Genomic DNA, 17,645 nt, shown 5'->3' on the forward strand with positions numbered 1-17,645 from the left:
AAAAAGAAAAAGGTGAGAAAAGTTTGAGGGAAATAATAGTAGATATAAATGAGTCAAATCAAAGAATAGACAGGTTTTTAAAAAAGTATTTATCTAAAGCAAGTCAAGGAACTATATATAAAATGATTAGGAAAAAAAGGATTAAACTCAACAATAAAAGAGCAAATCCAGAGGACATAATTGTAGAAGGAGATAGTATACAATTTTATATTTCAGATGAAGTTTTAGATAAATTCATACAGAAAAAAGAAGAAATAAATAGCTCCATTATGCCTAGAATAATCTATGAAGATGAAAATATAATACTTATGAATAAACCAGTAGGCATGCTTTCTCATTCGGCAAATAAGGAATATGGAGATAATGTTGTAGATAGTATGATAAGCTATTTGATTAAAAGTGGAGAATATAATCCAAGACTTGAAAGAATTTTCACTCCATCTATTTGCAATAGATTGGATAGAAATACTAGTGGAATTGTAATTGGAGCTAAAAACTATGAGGCATTGAAAGATATGAACAGTGCAATAAAATCAAGAAGTATAAAGAAATACTACAAATGTATGGTTAAAGGAACCTTGAAAGAGGATATCCTTTTAGAAGACTATTTATTAAAAAATGAAGATAAAAACAAGGTAAAAGTACTTAAAGATGATGTAAATGGGGCTAAAAAGATATCTACATATATAAAAATTCTTAAAAAACACGATGAATTTTCATTGCTGGAAATAGATCTTATAACGGGCAGGACTCATCAGATAAGAGCTCATTTGTCTTATATAGGTCACCCAATTGTAGGCGATACAAAATATGGGGATGCAAGTATAAATAAAAAGTTTAGAGAAAAATACAATTTAAATAGTCAATTCTTACATGCAGACAAAATAGTAATGAATGGACTAGGATATTTGGATTATTTAAATGGGAAAGAATTTGTAGCTGAACTTCCATCTACTCTTGAAAAAATTGAAAAAGACTGGTTTTAAATTTATAGTACTAAAAAATATAAAATTGCACATCCTAATAGTGCTTTATTATCAAACAAAAAGGATGGTGGTAGTTTGAAAGTTAAGGATATAATGACTACTAATGTTCAGTGTGCAAATCAAAGTACTACATTGGAAGAAGTAGCAAATAAGATGAAAAGTTTAAATGTTGGTAGTATACCAGTTTGTGATAGTGGCAATAGACTTCTTGGTATTGTTACTGATAGAGATATGGTAGTAAGAGGATTGTCTCAAGGATTACAGTCTCAAGCTGTAGCAAAGGATGTCATGACTGTAAATCCAGTGACAGTTTCTCCAGATACTGATGTGAATGAAGCTACAAGACTTATGTCAGAACATCAAATAAGACGAATTCCAGTGGTGGAAAATGGCACTCTTGTAGGAATTCTTGCAATAGGAGATATGGCGGTAAGAGATAGATTAACTGATGAGGCAGGAAATGCCTTATCAAGCATATCTGAACCAAGTAGGCCAAATATGTAAATAAATAAACTATAGAGGAAATTTCCTCTATAGTTTATTTATTTGGAATAATATATAATATATATACTATATATTTTGAGATTTGAATTTGGAGGGATAAGAATTGGGGAAAATAAAAGTTTTCGTAGACAATATTGGAGAAATTTCCATAGATAAAGGTGCGACACTAGAAGATATTTCAAATTTGGTTTATAAAAATGATTATAAAAAATATTTAGGAGCTAAAATTGAAAATGAAGTATTTCATTTGAGAACTGTGGCTAAAGATGGACAAAAGATAAAATTTATTGATATAACAGATGTTGATGGCCATAGAATATATACAAGAACTTTGGGTCTTATATATATAACTGTATGTGAAGAAATGTTTCCTGGATACAATGTGAATATTGAACATTCTCTTGGAGAAGGATTTTATACAGAATTAAGTGATAAAAGGACAATAAGTTTTTCAGAAATAGAAAAGATAAAAAAAAGGATGCTAGAAATTATTGAAGCAGATGTTCCTATAGAAAGAGAAAAGATAAATAGAATGGATGCATTAAAGATTTTCAAAGAAAAAGGTTATGAAGATAAGTTTAAATTATATAGTCATGTAGAAAAAGATGAAATTCATATATACAAAATATTAAATCATATAGATAGTTTTTATGGATATGTGGCTCCTTCTACTGGATATGTGAAAATTTTTGACTTGAAGTATTATTATCCAGGAGCAATATTGTTGTCTCCAAATCAGCAAAATCAAACAACGATTCCCGAATTTGTTGAACAAAGAAAATTAGCTAAGGTATTTAAAGAAGCAGAAGATTGGGCTGATATTTTGGATTTAGGCTATTTAGGATCATTAAATGACAAGATAATGGATGGTTCTATAGATGAAGTCATAAGAGTATCAGAAGCACTCCATGAGAAAAAGATAGCTAGTTTTGCTGATGAAATTTGTAAAGATGAAAGTATAAATTTAATAATGATAGCTGGTCCTTCTTCTTCTGGGAAGACAACTTTTGCCCAAAGATTGGGTGTTCAACTTAAGGTAAATGGTAAAAGACCAATTTCTATTTCCATAGATGACTATTTTGTCGATAGAGAAGATACTCCTAAAAATGAATATGGAGAGTATGATTTTGAAGCATTAGAAGCTATAGACTTAAAGAGGCTAAATAAAGACCTTATAAGTTTATTAGAAGGAAGTGAAGTAGAACTTCCTGTATATAATTTTATAAGTGGAAGAAGTGAACCTTCTGGTATCAAAGTCAAAGTAGATGAAGATCATCCTATTATAGTTGAAGGATTACATGCTTTAAATCCAAACCTTACATCTTCTATACCAGAAAAAAATAAGTATAAAATTTATGTAAGTGCGTTGACACAACTAAATATAGATGCACACAATAGAATTCCTACAACAGATACTAGAATTTTAAGAAGAATAGTTAGAGATAGCAAATTTAGAGGAAATGATATAGAAAGGACCTTTAAACTTTGGGAGTTAGTCAGAGTTGGGGAAGAAAAGAATATATTTCCATATCAAGAAGAAGCCGATGCAATGTTTGATTCTTCACTTGTATACGAATTGACTGTACTTAAAAAATATGTAGCTCCACTATTAAAGGAAGTAGATAGAGAGAGTATATATTATTCTGAAGCTAAAAGACTCCTTAAGTTTTTAAATTATTTTAAAGATGTGGAAGATGAATCTATAATACCTCCAACCTCTATTTTACGAGAATTTATTGGAGGAAGTTCTTTTAAAAAGCGTTAAAATTTCAATGCCAAATTAAAGGGGGTTATATTTATGAGAGAAATGCTAAAAAAAATAATAATGGATAATAGGGAATTAACTAAAAAAGGTAGAGTGGCGGATTATATTCCTGCTTTAAGTAAAGCAAATCCAGAAGATTTGGGGATTTGTGTTATAGATATGAACAACAATGTGTATACAGCTGGTGATTACAATAAAAAATTTACAATTCAAAGCATATCCAAAACTGTGGCTCTTATGTTGGCTATAATGGACAATGGAGAGGAGAAAGTTTTTAATAAAGTTGGAATGGAGCCTACAGGGGATGCATTCAATTCAATTTATAAATTGGAAACAAAGGATATTGCAAAACCTTTAAATCCTATGATCAATGCTGGGGCTATTGCCGTAAGTTCACTCATCAAAGGAAATAGTTCAGAGGAAAGATTTGAAAGACTTTTATCTTTGTTTAGAAAGATTTCCTCTAATGACAATTTAAAAGTAAATGAGGAAGTTTATTTGTCTGAAAAGAAAACAGGAAACAAGAATAGGGCTATGGGATATTTATTGAAAGATATGGGGGTACTAGAAGGAAATGTAGAAGAAACTTTGGATATATATTTTAAACAGTGTTCTATTGAAGTCGATTGTGTTGACATAGCTAATATTGGACTTTTTTTGGCAAATGGTGGGACTATTTTAGAAACTGGGGAAGATATAGTTACTGAGCATGTAGCTAGAATTGTAAAAACTTTTATGGTTACTTGTGGCATGTATGATTCTAGTGGAGAATTTGCTATAAGAGTAGGGATACCAGCTAAAAGTGGAGTAGGAGGAGGAATCATGGGGGCGGTTCCTCATAGAATTGGTATAGGCATTTACGGGCCGGCATTGGATGAAAAAGGAAACTCTGTGGCTGGATATGGAGTCTTGAGAGATCTATCAAAAGAATTGAATTTGAGTATTTTTTAGACGATTTATCACTTTATCACATTGCACAAATTTTTTATGATGGTATAATTTATTTAACGTATGAAAAAGGGGTGATTTTTTGTGAAAATATGTGATATGCAAATAGGGAAAATAAATATCCCACTTAAAAAACCTTTTAAGACTGCTTTGAGAGAAGTTTACGAATTAGAAAATGTAGTGGTTAAAATTGTGACTGATACTGGGAATATTGGCTATGGTGAGGCAGCTATTACTCCTGTGATTACGGGAGATACTTTAGGGTCTATAAAATGGGCTATTATGGATCAGATCAAGCCAAAAGTAATTGGTATGGACATTGAAAATTTAGAAGAGATAATGAAGAGAATAGACAATTCACTAGTGCACAATGAAAGTTCAAAAGCTGCTTTAGATATGGCTATATATGATTTATTTGGACAACTTCATGATGCTCCTGTTTTTAAACTTTTGGGAGGCTTTCGAAATAAAATAGTTACTGATATAACTGTAAGTGTCAATGAACCAGAAGAAATGGCAAGGGATGCTAAAGAAGCTGTAGAAAAAGGCTATGAAACTATTAAAGTAAAAGTAGGAAAGGATTCAAAAAAAGATTTAGAAAGACTAAAAGCTATAAGAAATGCAATAGGATATAGTGTAAATATTAGAATAGATGCCAATCAGGGCTGGACTTCAAAAGAAGCAGTGAAGGTCTTGAGGATGATGGAGGATGCGGGGCTTTCTATTGAGCTAGTTGAGCAACCTGTCAAGGCTTATGATATTGCTGGACTTAAATATGTTACAGAGAATGTAGAGATTCCAGTATTAGCTGATGAAAGTGTGTTTTCTCCTTTAGATGCAGCAAATATTATCCAAAATAGAGCTGCTGATTTAGTTAATATAAAGTTGATGAAAGCGGGTGGAATTCACAATGCGTTGAAAATATGCAATTTTGCTGAAACTTATGGTGTTCAATGCATGCTTGGATGTATGATGGAAAGTAAGATAGGACTTACTGCAGCATGTCATCTAGCTGGAGCTAAAAGTATCATAACTAAATTTGATTTAGATGGTCCAAATTTGTGTGCCGAAGATCCAATAACAGGTGGAGCTAATTATGATGAATATACTATAACGTTGGAAGATAAACCGGGACTTGGATTTGAAGAAATAGGCAATACCATATATTATTAAGGGTGAGTCTTATGTTTAATAGTGAAGGCTATTTAGAATTGTTTACTGACATGATGTCTGAAGGATTTATAGTCATTGACAACAATGGTACTATACAGATCTATAACAATAAAGCCAAAGAAATATTTGGTATTTTATACAACCAGCAAATAAGCCATCCTAGAGGCAAAATTCAAACTGGTGATATAGTCATTATTGGTGATAATGCTATAGGCAAGGATGATGGAAATCTTGATGCCGAAACTTTAGAGTATTTGGGAATTCATGACAGAAGAATTGAGAAGGAAAAGATATTAATTGCCGTAGGCGTCTATAAAGACAAGAATATAAAACCTGTATATCTTTGCAAAAGGGATAGTGAAGTAAAAGATGCACTAAAGATGGAAACCAAATTTCTTGGGATAGACATTAAAGTAATAATAGATTTTATGAATAAAATCATAACAATTGAAGTGGATAATGAAAAATATACCATGAATTATATAAACCATATTGGATATCTTGTCATTTTAGATGGAAAGACAAAGAAGATGAAGTTCTATCAAGCCCAAGGATATACGGCTAGAGGAGAGGGCTTAAGAGATATTTTAAATGGAAAAGAATATATGGCTAAAGGAGAAAATTCCAAATATCTCAATGTAATAGGGAAAAATATTTTTGAAATTCATGGAGGAAGTTCAACTATTAAAGAGTTTTGTGAAGTAGCAAAGGGAGAAAATATAAGCTATGTAGATGAATTTAAAGAAATAAATGGTTTTCCTACTATGTGTACATTGATACCAGTTGATAAAGATAATGAAAGAATTGGTGCAGCATTGAAAGTAGAAGATATTTCTGAAATAAAAAAAGTTATTAGAGAAAGGGATGAAGCACTTTTAAATCTTGAAGAAGCTGAGAAACAATTGGATGAAGAAAAAATGTTGAAAGAGTTGTTTCACAATATTGTTGGAGAAAGTAGGGAAATGAATTATATAAAGAAATTAGCACTAAAAGCTTCTAATACAAATTCTACAGTTCTCATACTTGGAGAAAGCGGTACAGGTAAAACACTTCTGGCAAAAGCTATTCATGAGAACAGCAATAGAGATAAACCTTTTATTCATGTCAACTGTGGTGCTATACCAGAAACTCTTTTAGAAAGTGAATTGTTTGGATACGCAAGAGGAGCGTTTACAGGGGCTAGAGTTGACGGGAAAAAAGGCTTTTTTGAAATGGCAAATGGAGGGACTATATTTTTGGATGAAATTGGAGAAATATCTACAAACTTACAAGTAAAACTATTGCAAGTTCTCCAAGATAAGAGCTTTTATAAAGTAGGAGGCCAAGAAAAAATAAAAGTTGATGTAAGGGTTATAGCTGCATCAAATAGAAATTTAGAGGATGAAATGCTCAAAGGCAATTTTAGGGAAGATCTGTATTATAGAATAAATGTATTTCCAATTTGGATACCACCGTTAAGAGATAGAAAAGAAGACATTTATTCCTTGGTAGAAATGTTGTTGCCATCAATATGTCAAAAGATTGGCTGTGAGAACAAGACCATATCAGTTGAAGCTTTAAATATGCTTTTAGAGTACGATTGGCCAGGAAATGTAAGGGAATTAGAGAATATATTAGAAAGGGCTATAAACTTATGTGATGGAAATACAATTTTCTCTAAACACTTAATTTTAAAGTTGAATAGAAGTGAAGAACTAGAAACCGAAGATATAGTTCCTCTTAAAGAGTCTATTGAAGAATTCGAGAAAAAAACTATTGAAAAAGCTATGAAGTTATATAAAGGAGATAAAAAGAAAGCTATGAGTGGATTGGAGATTAGCAAGACTACTTTTTATGAAAAATTGAAAAAATATGGAATAAACTAGTTCGGGAAAACGGAAATTGATTCTAATTGTAGGAAAATAGATAAAAATGTTGTATAATACTTATATAAATGCTTCCACTAATATTAGCAAAAAATTATTACGAAAATACGGAAATGGTATATAATATAGTATATGAATTAGAGGCAATTAAATATGATTTTGCTTGGCATGTTTTTTGCTAGTTAATATATTTAAAATATTGCAAAATTGTGAAAATTAGAATTTTTCTATTTATTGAAATGTTTTTGTACATCAAATTAATTTTCGATAAAAATAAAAGGGGGATGTAAGTATGTTTAAAAAGGGAAAACCCAAAGCCTTAATGGCTATTTTGCTAGTTTTGTCCTTGACTATGACCGCTTGTTCTTCAGGGAATAAAAAAGGGTCAAAAGATGGAAGCGAAGAATATTCAACAGTCTATTCGGGAGAAATCACAACATTAAATTATTTGGTTACTTCAACTACATTAGAATTTGCACTTGCAGCTAATTTGATAGATACTTTGATAGATTATGATGAGTACGGTGTGGTACAGCCTTGCTTGGCAACGGGATGGAATGTATCAGATGACAATTTGGTCTGGACATTTAAATTGCGTGAAGGAGTAAAATGGGTAACTTATGATGGCAAAGAGTATGGAGAAGTTACAGCACAGGATTTCGTAGATGCTATGAAATATATACTAGATCCAAACAATGAGTCACAAACTGCAAATATAGCTTATAGTGTTCTCAAAAATGCTGAAAAATACTATGATGGTGAAATCACTGATTTTGAAGAAGTTGGAGTAAAAGCTTTGGATAAATATACCCTTGAATATACCCTTGAAAAACCTACGCCATATTTTTTATCAATGCTCACATATGTATGTTTCTTCCCAGTTAATGGACAGTTTTTGGAAGAAGTAGGAGATAAATTTGGGACAGATAATATAAATTTTTTGTACAATGGTGCATATATAATGGAAACATTTGAGCCTCAAACAAGAAGAGTATTAGTTGCAAATGAAAACTATTGGGATAAAGAAAATGTTCATATTAAAAGATTGAATTATACTTATAACAAGGAAGCGGCAACATTGTCACCAGAATTGTTTTTGCGTGGTGATATAGATTATACTGATGTTCCTTCATCAGTTCTTGATGAGTGGATGAAGGATTCAGAAAAGAAAGATATGATTCGTCCAAATAGAACTTCGTTTTATACTTATTTTTATGCATTTAACTTCGATCCCCATTTTGCGGCAGAATATGAACCAGAAAATTGGAAGATAGCAGTTAACAATGTGAATTTCCGTAAATCTATATTCCATGCATTAGATAGAAAAGCTGCTATGCTTACCGAAGAACCTTACAACCCAGAAGATAGATTGACAAATACTATAACTCCAAAGAACTTTGTGAATTTAGATGGAGTAGATTATACTCAACTTGGTGGATTGGATAAATTTTCAGACAATGATTCTCTTGATGAAAAATTAGCTCTTGAATATAAAGAAAAGGCTATGACTGAATTAAAAGGAAAGGCTATATTTCCAGTTAAAATTTTGATGCCTTACAATACGAGTTCTTCTGAATGGGCAAATCGTGCTCAAGTAATAGAGCAACAACTTGAAAATTTGTTAGGCACAGATTATATTGATGTAATCATAGAACCACATCCACCTACAGGATTTTTAGATGAAACAAGACGTGCTGGAAATTATGCATTGGAAGAGTGCAACTGGGGGCCAGATTATGCAGATCCAGAAACCTATACTGATCCATTTACTCCAGATAGCAACTATAACTGGCCTCATTTGGCAGAAGGATATAAAGAATCCAACGGGAAAAATACCTATGAAAATATGATAGATAAAGCAAAAGCAGAAGTATTTGATATTGAGAAGCGTTATAATTTGTTTGCTGAGGCTGAAGCCTTCTTTATAGACCAGGCCTTTGTCATTCCTTATGCAGTAGGGGGAGGCGGATATTCGGCTTCTAAATTAAATCCATTTGAATCTCCATATTCACCATTTGGTGTTGCTGGAGAAAGATTTAAGGGACAGAGAATTATGGATAAACCTATGAATACAGATGGATATCATAAAGCATTAGAAAAATGGGAAAAAGAACGTGCCGAAGCATTAAAGAAAGCAGCACAATAAATATATATTTAAAAATATATTAAAGTCAGTTGAAGGACTATTTTTAAATAGTCCTTCAATTTTATAAGCTAAAATAAGGGAATTATTTGAATTATATTTTATTTATGGCTAAAAGGGGAGGTTAGAAATATGTTAAAGTATTCGTTGAAAAGATTATTGCAATCACTACTTACACTAATAATCGTAATAACTTTAGTTTTTCTTCTCATGCGCCTAATGCCTGAAGAAGGATATTTTGGAGATAACTATGAAAAACTTGATGAGTCACAAAGAGAAGCTATATTGACTAGCATGGGACTTAGGGATCCAATGCATGTACAGCTTAAAAACTTTTATAAATCTATATTATCTGGAGATTTAGGAACTTCTATAACTTATAGACCTAAAGTGCCTGTAGCTGATATTATTAAAACTAAAATTCCTTATTCATTGTATTTTGGATTAGTTGCTATGGCACTGTCATTAGTATTTGGAATTATGCTAGGTATAGCTATGGCACAAAGCAAAAGCAAATTTTGGGATAAATTTGGTACAGTATATATCGTTATTATAAATGCTGTTCCAGCAGCGGTATATTATTTGTTTATTCAGTTGTATTGCTCAAATGCTCTTAAACTTCCAATATTGTTTAGTCCAAGTCAACCTAGTAGTTGGATTTTGCCGGCTATTTCCATGTCCCTTGGTAGTTCTGCATCTTATGCAATGTGGATGAGACGATATATGGTGGATGAGTTGAATAAAGACTATGTGAAACTTGCAAGAGCTAAAGGACTTAAAGACAAAAAAACTATGAGAAAGCATGTTTTGAGAAATGCTTTTGTTCCTATGTCTCAATATTTGCCAGCATCTTTGTTGTATACTATAGCAGGTTCTATATATATAGAATCCTTGTATTCAATTCCAGGTATGGGAGGATTGCTTGTAGATGCTATTCAAAGACAGGATAATCCTTTGGTTCAGGCACTAGTTCTTATCTATTCATCAATTGGTATAATAGGACTTTTTTTAGGAGATGTTCTTATGGCTTCACTGGATCCACGTATAAAACTAGATAGGAAGGGAGGCGCTAGATAATGACTAATGCAAAGATCAATAAATTAGGGGATGGAATAAATGAATCATTGTTTACTTTTGCAGAATATGATGAATCCCAAGCAGAACGTACAGGATATTCCAATTATTCATATTGGCGCTCCACATTTCAAATGTTTAGAAGAAATAAAGTTGCAATGTTTTTTCTTGTACTCATGATAGTTCTTGTTGTATTTACTGTCATTCAGCCATATTTGCCAAATCAAAAATCTCCTACTAAAATATATATTGATGAAAATACAAATATGCAGATTAGAAACAACCCACCAGATTTAGAATTTTGGTTTGGAACCAATTCTATTGGTCAGGATTTATGGTCTCGTATATGGAGTGGTACACGTACTTCACTTTTAATTGGCTTTTTAGTAGGACTTTGTGAAGCTGTGATTGGTATTACTGTAGGAGCATTATGGGGATATGTAAGAAAGCTTGATGCGGTGATTACTGAAATATACAATGTTTTGGACAATATACCAACTACTATCATACAAGTTCTTTTAACGTATATAATGCGTCCTAGTATAGGGACTTTGGTTTTTGCCATGTGTATAACTGGGTGGCTAGGTATGGCACGTTTTGTACGTAATCAAATAGTCATCATAAGAGATAGAGAGTACAATTTGGCATCTAGATGTCTTGGAACTCCAACTAAAAGAATTATAACTAAAAATTTACTTCCTTATTTGGTTTCTGTCATTATGCTTAGAATGGCATTAGCTATTCCTGCAGCAATAGGCTCTGAAGTTTTTCTAACTTATATTGGTCTTGGATTGCCTGTAAGTATTCCATCATTAGGAAATTTAGTCAATGAGGGTAGAGTTGTTATGATGGTTCCATCATTGCGTTATCAGTTGATATTTCCAGCAATAGTTCTTTCTTTGGTCACGATATCTTTTTATGTAATAGGAAATGCTTTTGCAGATGCTGCTGATCCAAGGACTCATATTTAGGAGGTGAAAACATGGATGATAGGAAAAAAATATTGTCAGTTAAGGATTTAGTAGTGAAATTTGAATTAAGAGGCAGAGTTTTAACCGCTATAAGAGAGGCTTCATTGGACCTATATGAAGGTGAGAGCCTTGCAATAGTTGGAGAATCTGGATCGGGAAAATCTGTTTTCACCAAAACTTTTATGGGGCTTCTTGATGGAAATGGATGGATTGATTCTGGAAGTATAATATATAATGGGGAAGATTTAGCCAAATATAAGACAGAAGATGATTGGATAAAAATTAGAGGTAAGGAAATTGCAATGGTGTTTCAAGAACCTATGACTTCATTGAATCCACTGATGACCATTGGAAGTCAAATTGAAGAGGCGGTAGTACTTCATAGAGGACTTAAGGGAGAGGAAGCTAAAAAACTTGTAATAGATATTTTGAATGATGTAGGAATAGCTGAACCTGAAAAGAGATATCATCAGTATCCTCATGAGTTTTCTGGAGGAATGAGACAAAGAGTTGTTATAGCTATTGCGATAGCATGCAATCCTAGAATACTTATTTGTGATGAACCAACTACGGCATTGGATGTGACTATACAGGCTCAAATTCTTCAACTTTTAAGGAATTTAAAAGAAAAATATAATTTAACTATAATATACATTACCCATGACTTAGGAGTAGTAGCTAATGTGGCAGACAGAATAGCTGTCATGTATGCAGGTGATATCATTGAGATAGGGACTTGTGAAGAAATCTTTTATGATCCAAGGCATCCATATACATGGGCACTGCTTTTGTCTCTTCCACAACTTGGAATTAAGGGAGAAGACCTACATTCTATAAAAGGTACTCCACCAAATTTATTTAATGAAATAAAAGGGGATGCTTTTGCACCAAGAAATCCAAGGGCACTTAAAATAGACTTTGCAGAAAGGCCGCCATATTTTTCTGTAAGCCCTACTCACAAAGCTAAAACTTGGCTGTTAGATCCTCGTGCACCAAAGGTAGAACCACCTGAATCCATAAAAAAATTGAGTTCACAATGGAGGATGAGTGAAAATGAATGACAAACAAAGAGAAGTTTTATTGGAGACAAAAAATTTGCGTGTGGAATTTGGCAATAGAAAAAAGAAAAAATTTGTAGCAGTAGATGATGTAAGTTTTCATATTTATAAGGGTGAAACTTTTGGACTTGTTGGTGAGTCTGGTTCAGGAAAAACTACTATTGGCAGGGCTATTATGCGTATAAATGAAGTTGCTAATGGAGAAATACTTTTTAAAGGACAAAGAATAAGTGGAAAGATCAGCAAGGACTTAGATAGGGAATTGACAAGAAAAATTCAGATGATATTTCAAGATCCCATGGCTTCTTTGAATGAAAGGGCCAAAGTTGATTATATAGTATCTGAGGGACTATATAATATAAAGAATTACAGCAGTGAGGAAGAAAGAAAAGAAAAAGTTTGTAAAGCCCTTTTAGATGTAGGGTTACTTCCAGAGTTTTCAGATCGTTTTCCTCACGAATTTTCAGGAGGACAAAGGCAGAGAATAGGTGTTGCAAGGGCTTTAGTTATGGAACCGGAATTCATCATTGCTGATGAGCCGATATCGGCATTAGATGTATCTATTCGTGCTCAAGTTTTGAATTTATTGTCTGAACTTCAAAAGAAAAAGGGATTAACTTATTTATTTATCACTCATGATTTATCTGTTGCAAGATTTATAACTGATAGGATAGCTGTCATTCGAAAAGGGAAAATAGTAGAACTTGCAGATACAGAAAAATTGTTTGAACATCCCTATCATCCATATACTAGGGCACTATTGTCAGCTATTCCATTGCCTGATCCAATAAGGGAAAAGGAGAAAGTATTGGAGGTATATGATCCTAGTTGTCATGATTATGTAAATAATCCACCTAAATGGGTAGAAATAGAACCGGAACATTTTGTATTGGCAAATGAGAAGGAATTGGAAGAATATAGAGCTAGAAGTAGAGCATAAGGAGGAAATGGTATGGAAGATTATGCTATTATAAAAACAACTATAGGGTCTTTAAAACAAGAACCAAAGTTTACAGGAGAGGCAGCAGATGAAGCTCTTTTTGGAATGATAGTTAAATTGATCGAAAGGCCTTCTGATGAATGGTACTATATTGAAACGAGCTATAATTATAGAGGATATATTCATGAAAGCCAAATTGAGATTTGTGGTGAGTATGCTCTCAAATGGGATAGAGAAGCAGAGCATACTATAAATTTAGGTATAGTAGATGTCTTAAAGGAACCTAAATTTCAAAGTTATCCTATATTTCAGCTCACCAGAGGAGCGGTAGTCAAATTGTCTGGAAGAGTAAGTGAAAATTGGACTGAAATACTTTTCCCAGATGGAAATAGTGGATGGATAAGAACTGATTTTATAATTAAGAGGATTAGGCTGGAAGATAGACCATCTGAAGAAGTTTTGAGAGAAAGTGTAGTTAAAACCGCTTTGTCTTATTTGGGAACTCAATATAGATGGGGAGGAAAATCGCCATTAGGTATAGATTGTTCTGGATTATGTTCAATTTCTTATATGATGAATGGAGTCATCATATATAGAGATGCAAAACTTAAGGAAGAATTCAACATGAGAAGTATAAGTAGAGAAGAAATGAAACCCGGAGATTTGATGTATTGGCCTGGACATGTAGCGATGTATATAGGAAATGATAAATATGTTCATTCTACGGGAGCATCCAGTGGAGTTGTGATAAATAGTTTGAATCCTGAGGATATAGATTATAGAGAGGATTTAGCCAATATAAGTGAAATAGGAACAGTTTTTTAGATTTGCCCTAGCCTTGCTAGGGTAAAAATTTTTTATATGTAGAAACTAAAGCATAATAGGCTATAATGTAATGTGTAGGAAATATTAGAAGGGTGATATTGGTGAATAAAAAACTATGTATTTTTATGATAGTTATTTTTGCTTTGCTTTTAAATGGATGTCAAAAAAATGAGGATATTCCTAAAAAAGAAGACATAAAAGATATGGAAGAAAGTGAAGAAGAGAAAATAGATTCTATAAAAGAAAGTATGATTAATATGACTATGGAAGAAAAAATAGGTCAACTTCTAATTGTAGGTATTGAAGGGACTGCCATAGAAGAAAATACGATTGAACTAATTGAAGACTATAAAGTAGGGGGTTTTATATTATTTAGTCGAAATATCAATGACGAACATCAGACATTGGAGTTGTTAAATAGCCTTAAAAAAGCAAATTCTAACAATGATATACCTTTATTTTTATCTATAGATGAAGAAGGTGGAAGAGTAAGCAGATTGCCTAAATCCTTTGAAAAACTACCTGAAGCTAAAAAAATTGGTGATATTAATGACAAAGATTTTTCTTTTAAATATGGTAAGATATTAGGAGAAAGAGTAAAATCTTTAGGGTTTAATATGGACTTTGCGCCAGTTTTGGACATTAACTCTAATCCTAAGAACCCAACAATAGGAAATAGAGCTTTTGGTTCAACTATAGACGTAGTAGTATACAATGGATTGGAAGTAATGGAAGGAATTCAATCGGTAGGGGTTGTTCCTAGTATAAAACATTTTCCAGGGCATGGAGATACATCTATAGATTCTCATTTGGATTTGCCTATTATTGATAAGAATTTAAATGATTTAAAAGAATTTGAGTTAGTTCCTTTTAAGAGAGCCATAGATGAAGGTGCAGATATGGTCATGGTTGGGCATATGCTTCTTGCCGATGTAGATGCCGATAATCCTTCTTCTCTTTCTAAAAAGGTGATTACAGATGTTTTGAGACATGATTTGAAATATGACAAAGTAGTTATAACTGATGATATGACTATGGGGGCTATTGTGAAAAATTATGATATAGGAGAAGCTTCGTTGAAATCTTTAAAAGCAGGAAGCGATATAGTACTTATATGTCATGGATATGAAAATTCAAAAAAGGTCATAGATACTTTGAAAAAGGCTGTAGAAGACGGAGATATAACTGAAGATGAAATAGATGAAAAAGTATATAGAATACTAAAAGTCAAAGACAAATATAGATTAAATGATGAGAAAGTAAAATATGCAAATATAGAAAAAATTAATATAGAAACTAGAAAAATTTTAGACAAATATATAAAATAGAGGTGATGATATTGTATATTGTTAGTGCTTGCCTTGCTGGTATCAAATGTAGATATGATGGAAAAGACAATGGAGATGAAAAAATAATTCAACTTGTCAAGGAAGGAAAGGCAATACCAGTGTGTCCAGAAGTATTTGGGGGACTTCCCATTCCTAGAGTACCTTGTGAGATAGTATTAGATGATAAAGGAAATATAAAAGTTATAAATAAAGAAGGAGCAGATTGTACTGAAAATTTCAAAGAAGGAGCTAAAAAGACTTTAGTCATAGCTGAAATATTGGGGGTTGATACTGCGATACTTAAGTCCAAGAGCCCTTCTTGTGGTTGCGGTAAAATATATGATGGTACTTTTAGTGGGAAATTGGTAGAAGGAGATGGAGTAGCTGCAAAATTTTTAACTGAAAATGGGATAAAAGTCTATAATGAAGATAATTATAAATAATAAATACTATAAAGGAGTTGTATGCATTGAGTAATAAAAGATTAGAAAAGATGTGTACAGATGAAATATTGTCTTTAGCAGAATTAAAAGAAGATTTATATTTTAAGAAGCTACCAGAAGATAAAATAAAATATTATGTATATGAATCTATGAAAATTGGAGAAGAGGCTGCAAAAAAAATAATTTGTTCAAACCCAAATAAAAACATAAGGGATATATGTGAAGACAAGAAGATAAAAATAGAATTGAAAACTGATGAATACGATTTTGAAATAATACAAATGAGAGGCAAGTATGACGCAATTGAAAAAAAGATACTGTTGTATGATAAATCTATAAAATGGTTGGAAGATGAATTTAACAAATTGAAAGTGGACAAGATGTTTGATTATGAAACAATAGCAGAAATTCATATTGCCCATGAATTGTTTCATTATCTAGAGATTGAAGAAATAGATTATGTATATGATAAATTGGATAAAGCAGTAGTATTCAAAATGGGTCCTATAAAAAAGAACTATCCTATTGTGAAAACCAGTGATATTGCTGCCCACATTTTCTGCAAGAATGTACTTAATTTGCCTTTCAATCCCAAAATAATGGATTATTATTATTTAATAGGTAAGGGTTATATTGATTTTGACTATTTGGAAAATTATTTTAGGGAATTAGATGAGACATTAAAATGTAATTAGGGGGTAGTATATATGAGAAAAGTCATAGGAATTGATTTAGGTGGCACTAAAATTAATGGTGGTATTGTTGATGAAAGTGGAAATATTTTAAAAAAAATCACTATAGACACTAATATAGAAGGCGGAAGAAAAGGAGTGCTTGACGGAATAAAGTATATTGTAAGAGAACTTAAAAATGGTGAGGATATTGAAGCTATAGGTCTTGGAACTCCAGGTTTTATAGATGTCGAAAAAGGAGAGGTTATATTTCATGGTGGAAATATTCCAAACTGGGCAGGAGTGAATATAAAGAAGGAATTGGCCAGTGAGTTTAAAGATATACCTATTATCATTGAAAATGATGCCAATGTGGCTACTATATGTGAACAGTGGCTAGGTTCGGGGAGGAATTTAAATAGTTTTGTGATGATTACTTTGGGAACTGGAGTAGGAGGAGGAATTTGGACTAAAGATGAGAGAATTTGGCGCGGAAACAATTATCAAGGAGCTGAATTTGGTCACTCTATACTTTATCCTAATGGTAGACAGTGCAATTGTGGTCAAAGAGGTTGTGCAGAACAGTATATCTCAGGAAATGGGATAGAGAAGTCTTTTTATGAAAAGGGCAATAAAAAGATGAGTGGAGTGGATATATTCAAAAATAGTGAAGATGATCCTATTTGCAAAATGGTTGTAGAAGAGTTTGTGGATGATTTGTCTATATTCTTGATTACTTTAAAAAACATCTTTGATCCAGAAGGAATTGTAATAGGTGGAGGGGTAATAAATTCTAAAGAATATTGGTGGGATAAAATGATTAGCTCTTATGAAAAAAATTGCAACAATTCAAAAGGAACGAAAATACTTCCAGCGGAGTATTTAAATGATTCTGGAATGATTGGTGCTGGAAAAGTAGCTTTTGATTATATAAATATGGATTTCTAGGGG

Annotated in this window: 16 protein-coding genes; all 16 read left to right on the forward strand. The window is 32.2% G+C overall.

Going from position 1 to position 17,645, the window contains the following annotated elements; all coding sequences use genetic code 11:
* Positions 1–23: 23 nt before the first annotated feature.
* The 16 genes from BUA21_RS06255 (at position 24) to BUA21_RS06330 (ending at position 17,642) form a co-directional block, all read left to right on the forward strand.
* Entirely contained in the window at positions 24–986 is a 963-nt protein-coding gene (locus tag BUA21_RS06255; RefSeq protein ID WP_072743952.1) for an RluA family pseudouridine synthase, read from the forward strand.
* Positions 987–1,061: 75 nt separating this feature from the next.
* A complete protein-coding gene (locus BUA21_RS06260; protein WP_072743953.1) occupies positions 1,062–1,490 on the forward strand; it encodes a CBS domain-containing protein in 429 nt (142 codons plus the stop codon).
* 103 nt (positions 1,491–1,593) lie between these two features.
* Complete coding sequence (locus tag BUA21_RS06265; protein ID WP_199229048.1) at positions 1,594–3,255, forward strand: nucleoside kinase; 1,662 nt, start codon at positions 1,594–1,596, stop codon at positions 3,253–3,255.
* A gap of 33 nt (positions 3,256–3,288) precedes the next feature.
* Positions 3,289–4,206, forward strand: coding sequence for a glutaminase A (glsA, locus tag BUA21_RS06270; protein ID WP_072743954.1), 918 nt, complete (start codon positions 3,289–3,291; stop codon positions 4,204–4,206).
* Between the two features lie 81 nt (positions 4,207–4,287).
* Positions 4,288–5,376 (forward strand): dipeptide epimerase, encoded by a 1,089-nt coding sequence (locus BUA21_RS06275; RefSeq protein ID WP_072743955.1) that lies wholly within the window; start codon positions 4,288–4,290, stop codon positions 5,374–5,376.
* Positions 5,377–5,387: 11 nt separating this feature from the next.
* On the forward strand, positions 5,388–7,241 hold the full coding sequence (locus tag BUA21_RS06280) for a sigma-54 interaction domain-containing protein (protein WP_072743956.1): 1,854 nt from the start codon (positions 5,388–5,390) through the stop codon (positions 7,239–7,241).
* Positions 7,242–7,533: 292 nt separating this feature from the next.
* The gene (locus tag BUA21_RS06285) at positions 7,534–9,387 is read left to right on the forward strand and encodes a peptide ABC transporter substrate-binding protein (RefSeq protein WP_072743957.1); all 1,854 of its coding nucleotides are present in this window, start codon (positions 7,534–7,536) and stop codon (positions 9,385–9,387) included.
* Positions 9,388–9,516: 129 nt separating this feature from the next.
* The gene (locus BUA21_RS06290) at positions 9,517–10,461 is read left to right on the forward strand and encodes an ABC transporter permease (protein WP_072743958.1); all 945 of its coding nucleotides are present in this window, start codon (positions 9,517–9,519) and stop codon (positions 10,459–10,461) included.
* A complete protein-coding gene (locus tag BUA21_RS06295) occupies positions 10,461–11,429 on the forward strand; it encodes an ABC transporter permease (protein WP_072743959.1) in 969 nt (322 codons plus the stop codon). Before BUA21_RS06290 ends, BUA21_RS06295 begins: the two co-directional genes overlap by 1 nt.
* An 11-nt stretch (positions 11,430–11,440) precedes the next feature.
* Positions 11,441–12,490 carry an ABC transporter ATP-binding protein gene (locus BUA21_RS06300; RefSeq protein WP_072743960.1) on the forward strand — a complete coding sequence of 350 codons (1,050 nt, stop codon included), beginning with the start codon at positions 11,441–11,443 and terminating at the stop codon, positions 12,488–12,490.
* Entirely contained in the window at positions 12,483–13,427 is a 945-nt protein-coding gene (locus tag BUA21_RS06305) for an ATP-binding cassette domain-containing protein (protein WP_072743961.1), read from the forward strand. Before BUA21_RS06300 ends, BUA21_RS06305 begins: the two co-directional genes overlap by 8 nt.
* Positions 13,428–13,439: 12 nt before the next feature.
* A complete protein-coding gene (locus tag BUA21_RS06310; RefSeq protein ID WP_072743962.1) occupies positions 13,440–14,252 on the forward strand; it encodes a C40 family peptidase in 813 nt (270 codons plus the stop codon).
* 125 nt (positions 14,253–14,377) lie between these two features.
* Complete coding sequence (gene nagZ / locus BUA21_RS06315; RefSeq protein ID WP_200796526.1) at positions 14,378–15,580, forward strand: beta-N-acetylhexosaminidase; 1,203 nt, start codon at positions 14,378–14,380, stop codon at positions 15,578–15,580.
* Between the two features lie 5 nt (positions 15,581–15,585).
* Positions 15,586–16,023, forward strand: coding sequence for a 2-thiouracil desulfurase family protein (locus tag BUA21_RS06320; protein WP_233242614.1), 438 nt, complete (start codon positions 15,586–15,588; stop codon positions 16,021–16,023).
* Between the two features lie 26 nt (positions 16,024–16,049).
* Positions 16,050–16,718: a hypothetical protein gene (locus tag BUA21_RS06325; RefSeq protein ID WP_072743965.1), complete on the forward strand. Its 669-nt coding sequence runs from the start codon at positions 16,050–16,052 to the stop codon at positions 16,716–16,718.
* A gap of 12 nt (positions 16,719–16,730) precedes the next feature.
* Positions 16,731–17,642, forward strand: a complete 912-nt coding sequence (locus tag BUA21_RS06330; RefSeq protein ID WP_072743966.1) for an ROK family protein — start codon at positions 16,731–16,733, stop codon at positions 17,640–17,642.
* The last annotated feature ends 3 nt before the right edge of the window (positions 17,643–17,645 follow it).

Origin of the sequence: Sporanaerobacter acetigenes DSM 13106, from assembly GCF_900130025.1 — a bacterium.
Lineage (GTDB): Bacteria > Bacillota > Clostridia > Tissierellales > Sporanaerobacteraceae > Sporanaerobacter > Sporanaerobacter acetigenes.

Bases quoted from the DNA above. Each gene is read 5' to 3' on its own strand.
- BUA21_RS06290 (WP_072743958.1), top strand. From the start codon at position 9,517: ATGTTAAAGTATTCGTTGAAAAGATTATTGCAATCACTACTTACACTA.
- BUA21_RS06320 (WP_233242614.1), top strand. From the start codon at position 15,586: ATGATATTGTATATTGTTAGTGCTTGCCTTGCTGGTATCAAATGTAGA.
- glsA (WP_072743954.1), top strand. From the start codon at position 3,289: ATGAGAGAAATGCTAAAAAAAATAATAATGGATAATAGGGAATTAACT.
- BUA21_RS06330 (WP_072743966.1), top strand. From the start codon at position 16,731: ATGAGAAAAGTCATAGGAATTGATTTAGGTGGCACTAAAATTAATGGT.
- BUA21_RS06310 (WP_072743962.1), top strand. From the start codon at position 13,440: ATGGAAGATTATGCTATTATAAAAACAACTATAGGGTCTTTAAAACAA.
- BUA21_RS06285 (WP_072743957.1), top strand. From the start codon at position 7,534: ATGTTTAAAAAGGGAAAACCCAAAGCCTTAATGGCTATTTTGCTAGTT.
- BUA21_RS06305 (WP_072743961.1), top strand. From the start codon at position 12,483: ATGAATGACAAACAAAGAGAAGTTTTATTGGAGACAAAAAATTTGCGT.
- BUA21_RS06295 (WP_072743959.1), top strand. From the start codon at position 10,461: ATGACTAATGCAAAGATCAATAAATTAGGGGATGGAATAAATGAATCA.
- nagZ (WP_200796526.1), top strand. From the start codon at position 14,378: ATGATAGTTATTTTTGCTTTGCTTTTAAATGGATGTCAAAAAAATGAG.
- BUA21_RS06300 (WP_072743960.1), top strand. From the start codon at position 11,441: ATGGATGATAGGAAAAAAATATTGTCAGTTAAGGATTTAGTAGTGAAA.
- BUA21_RS06280 (WP_072743956.1), top strand. From the start codon at position 5,388: ATGTTTAATAGTGAAGGCTATTTAGAATTGTTTACTGACATGATGTCT.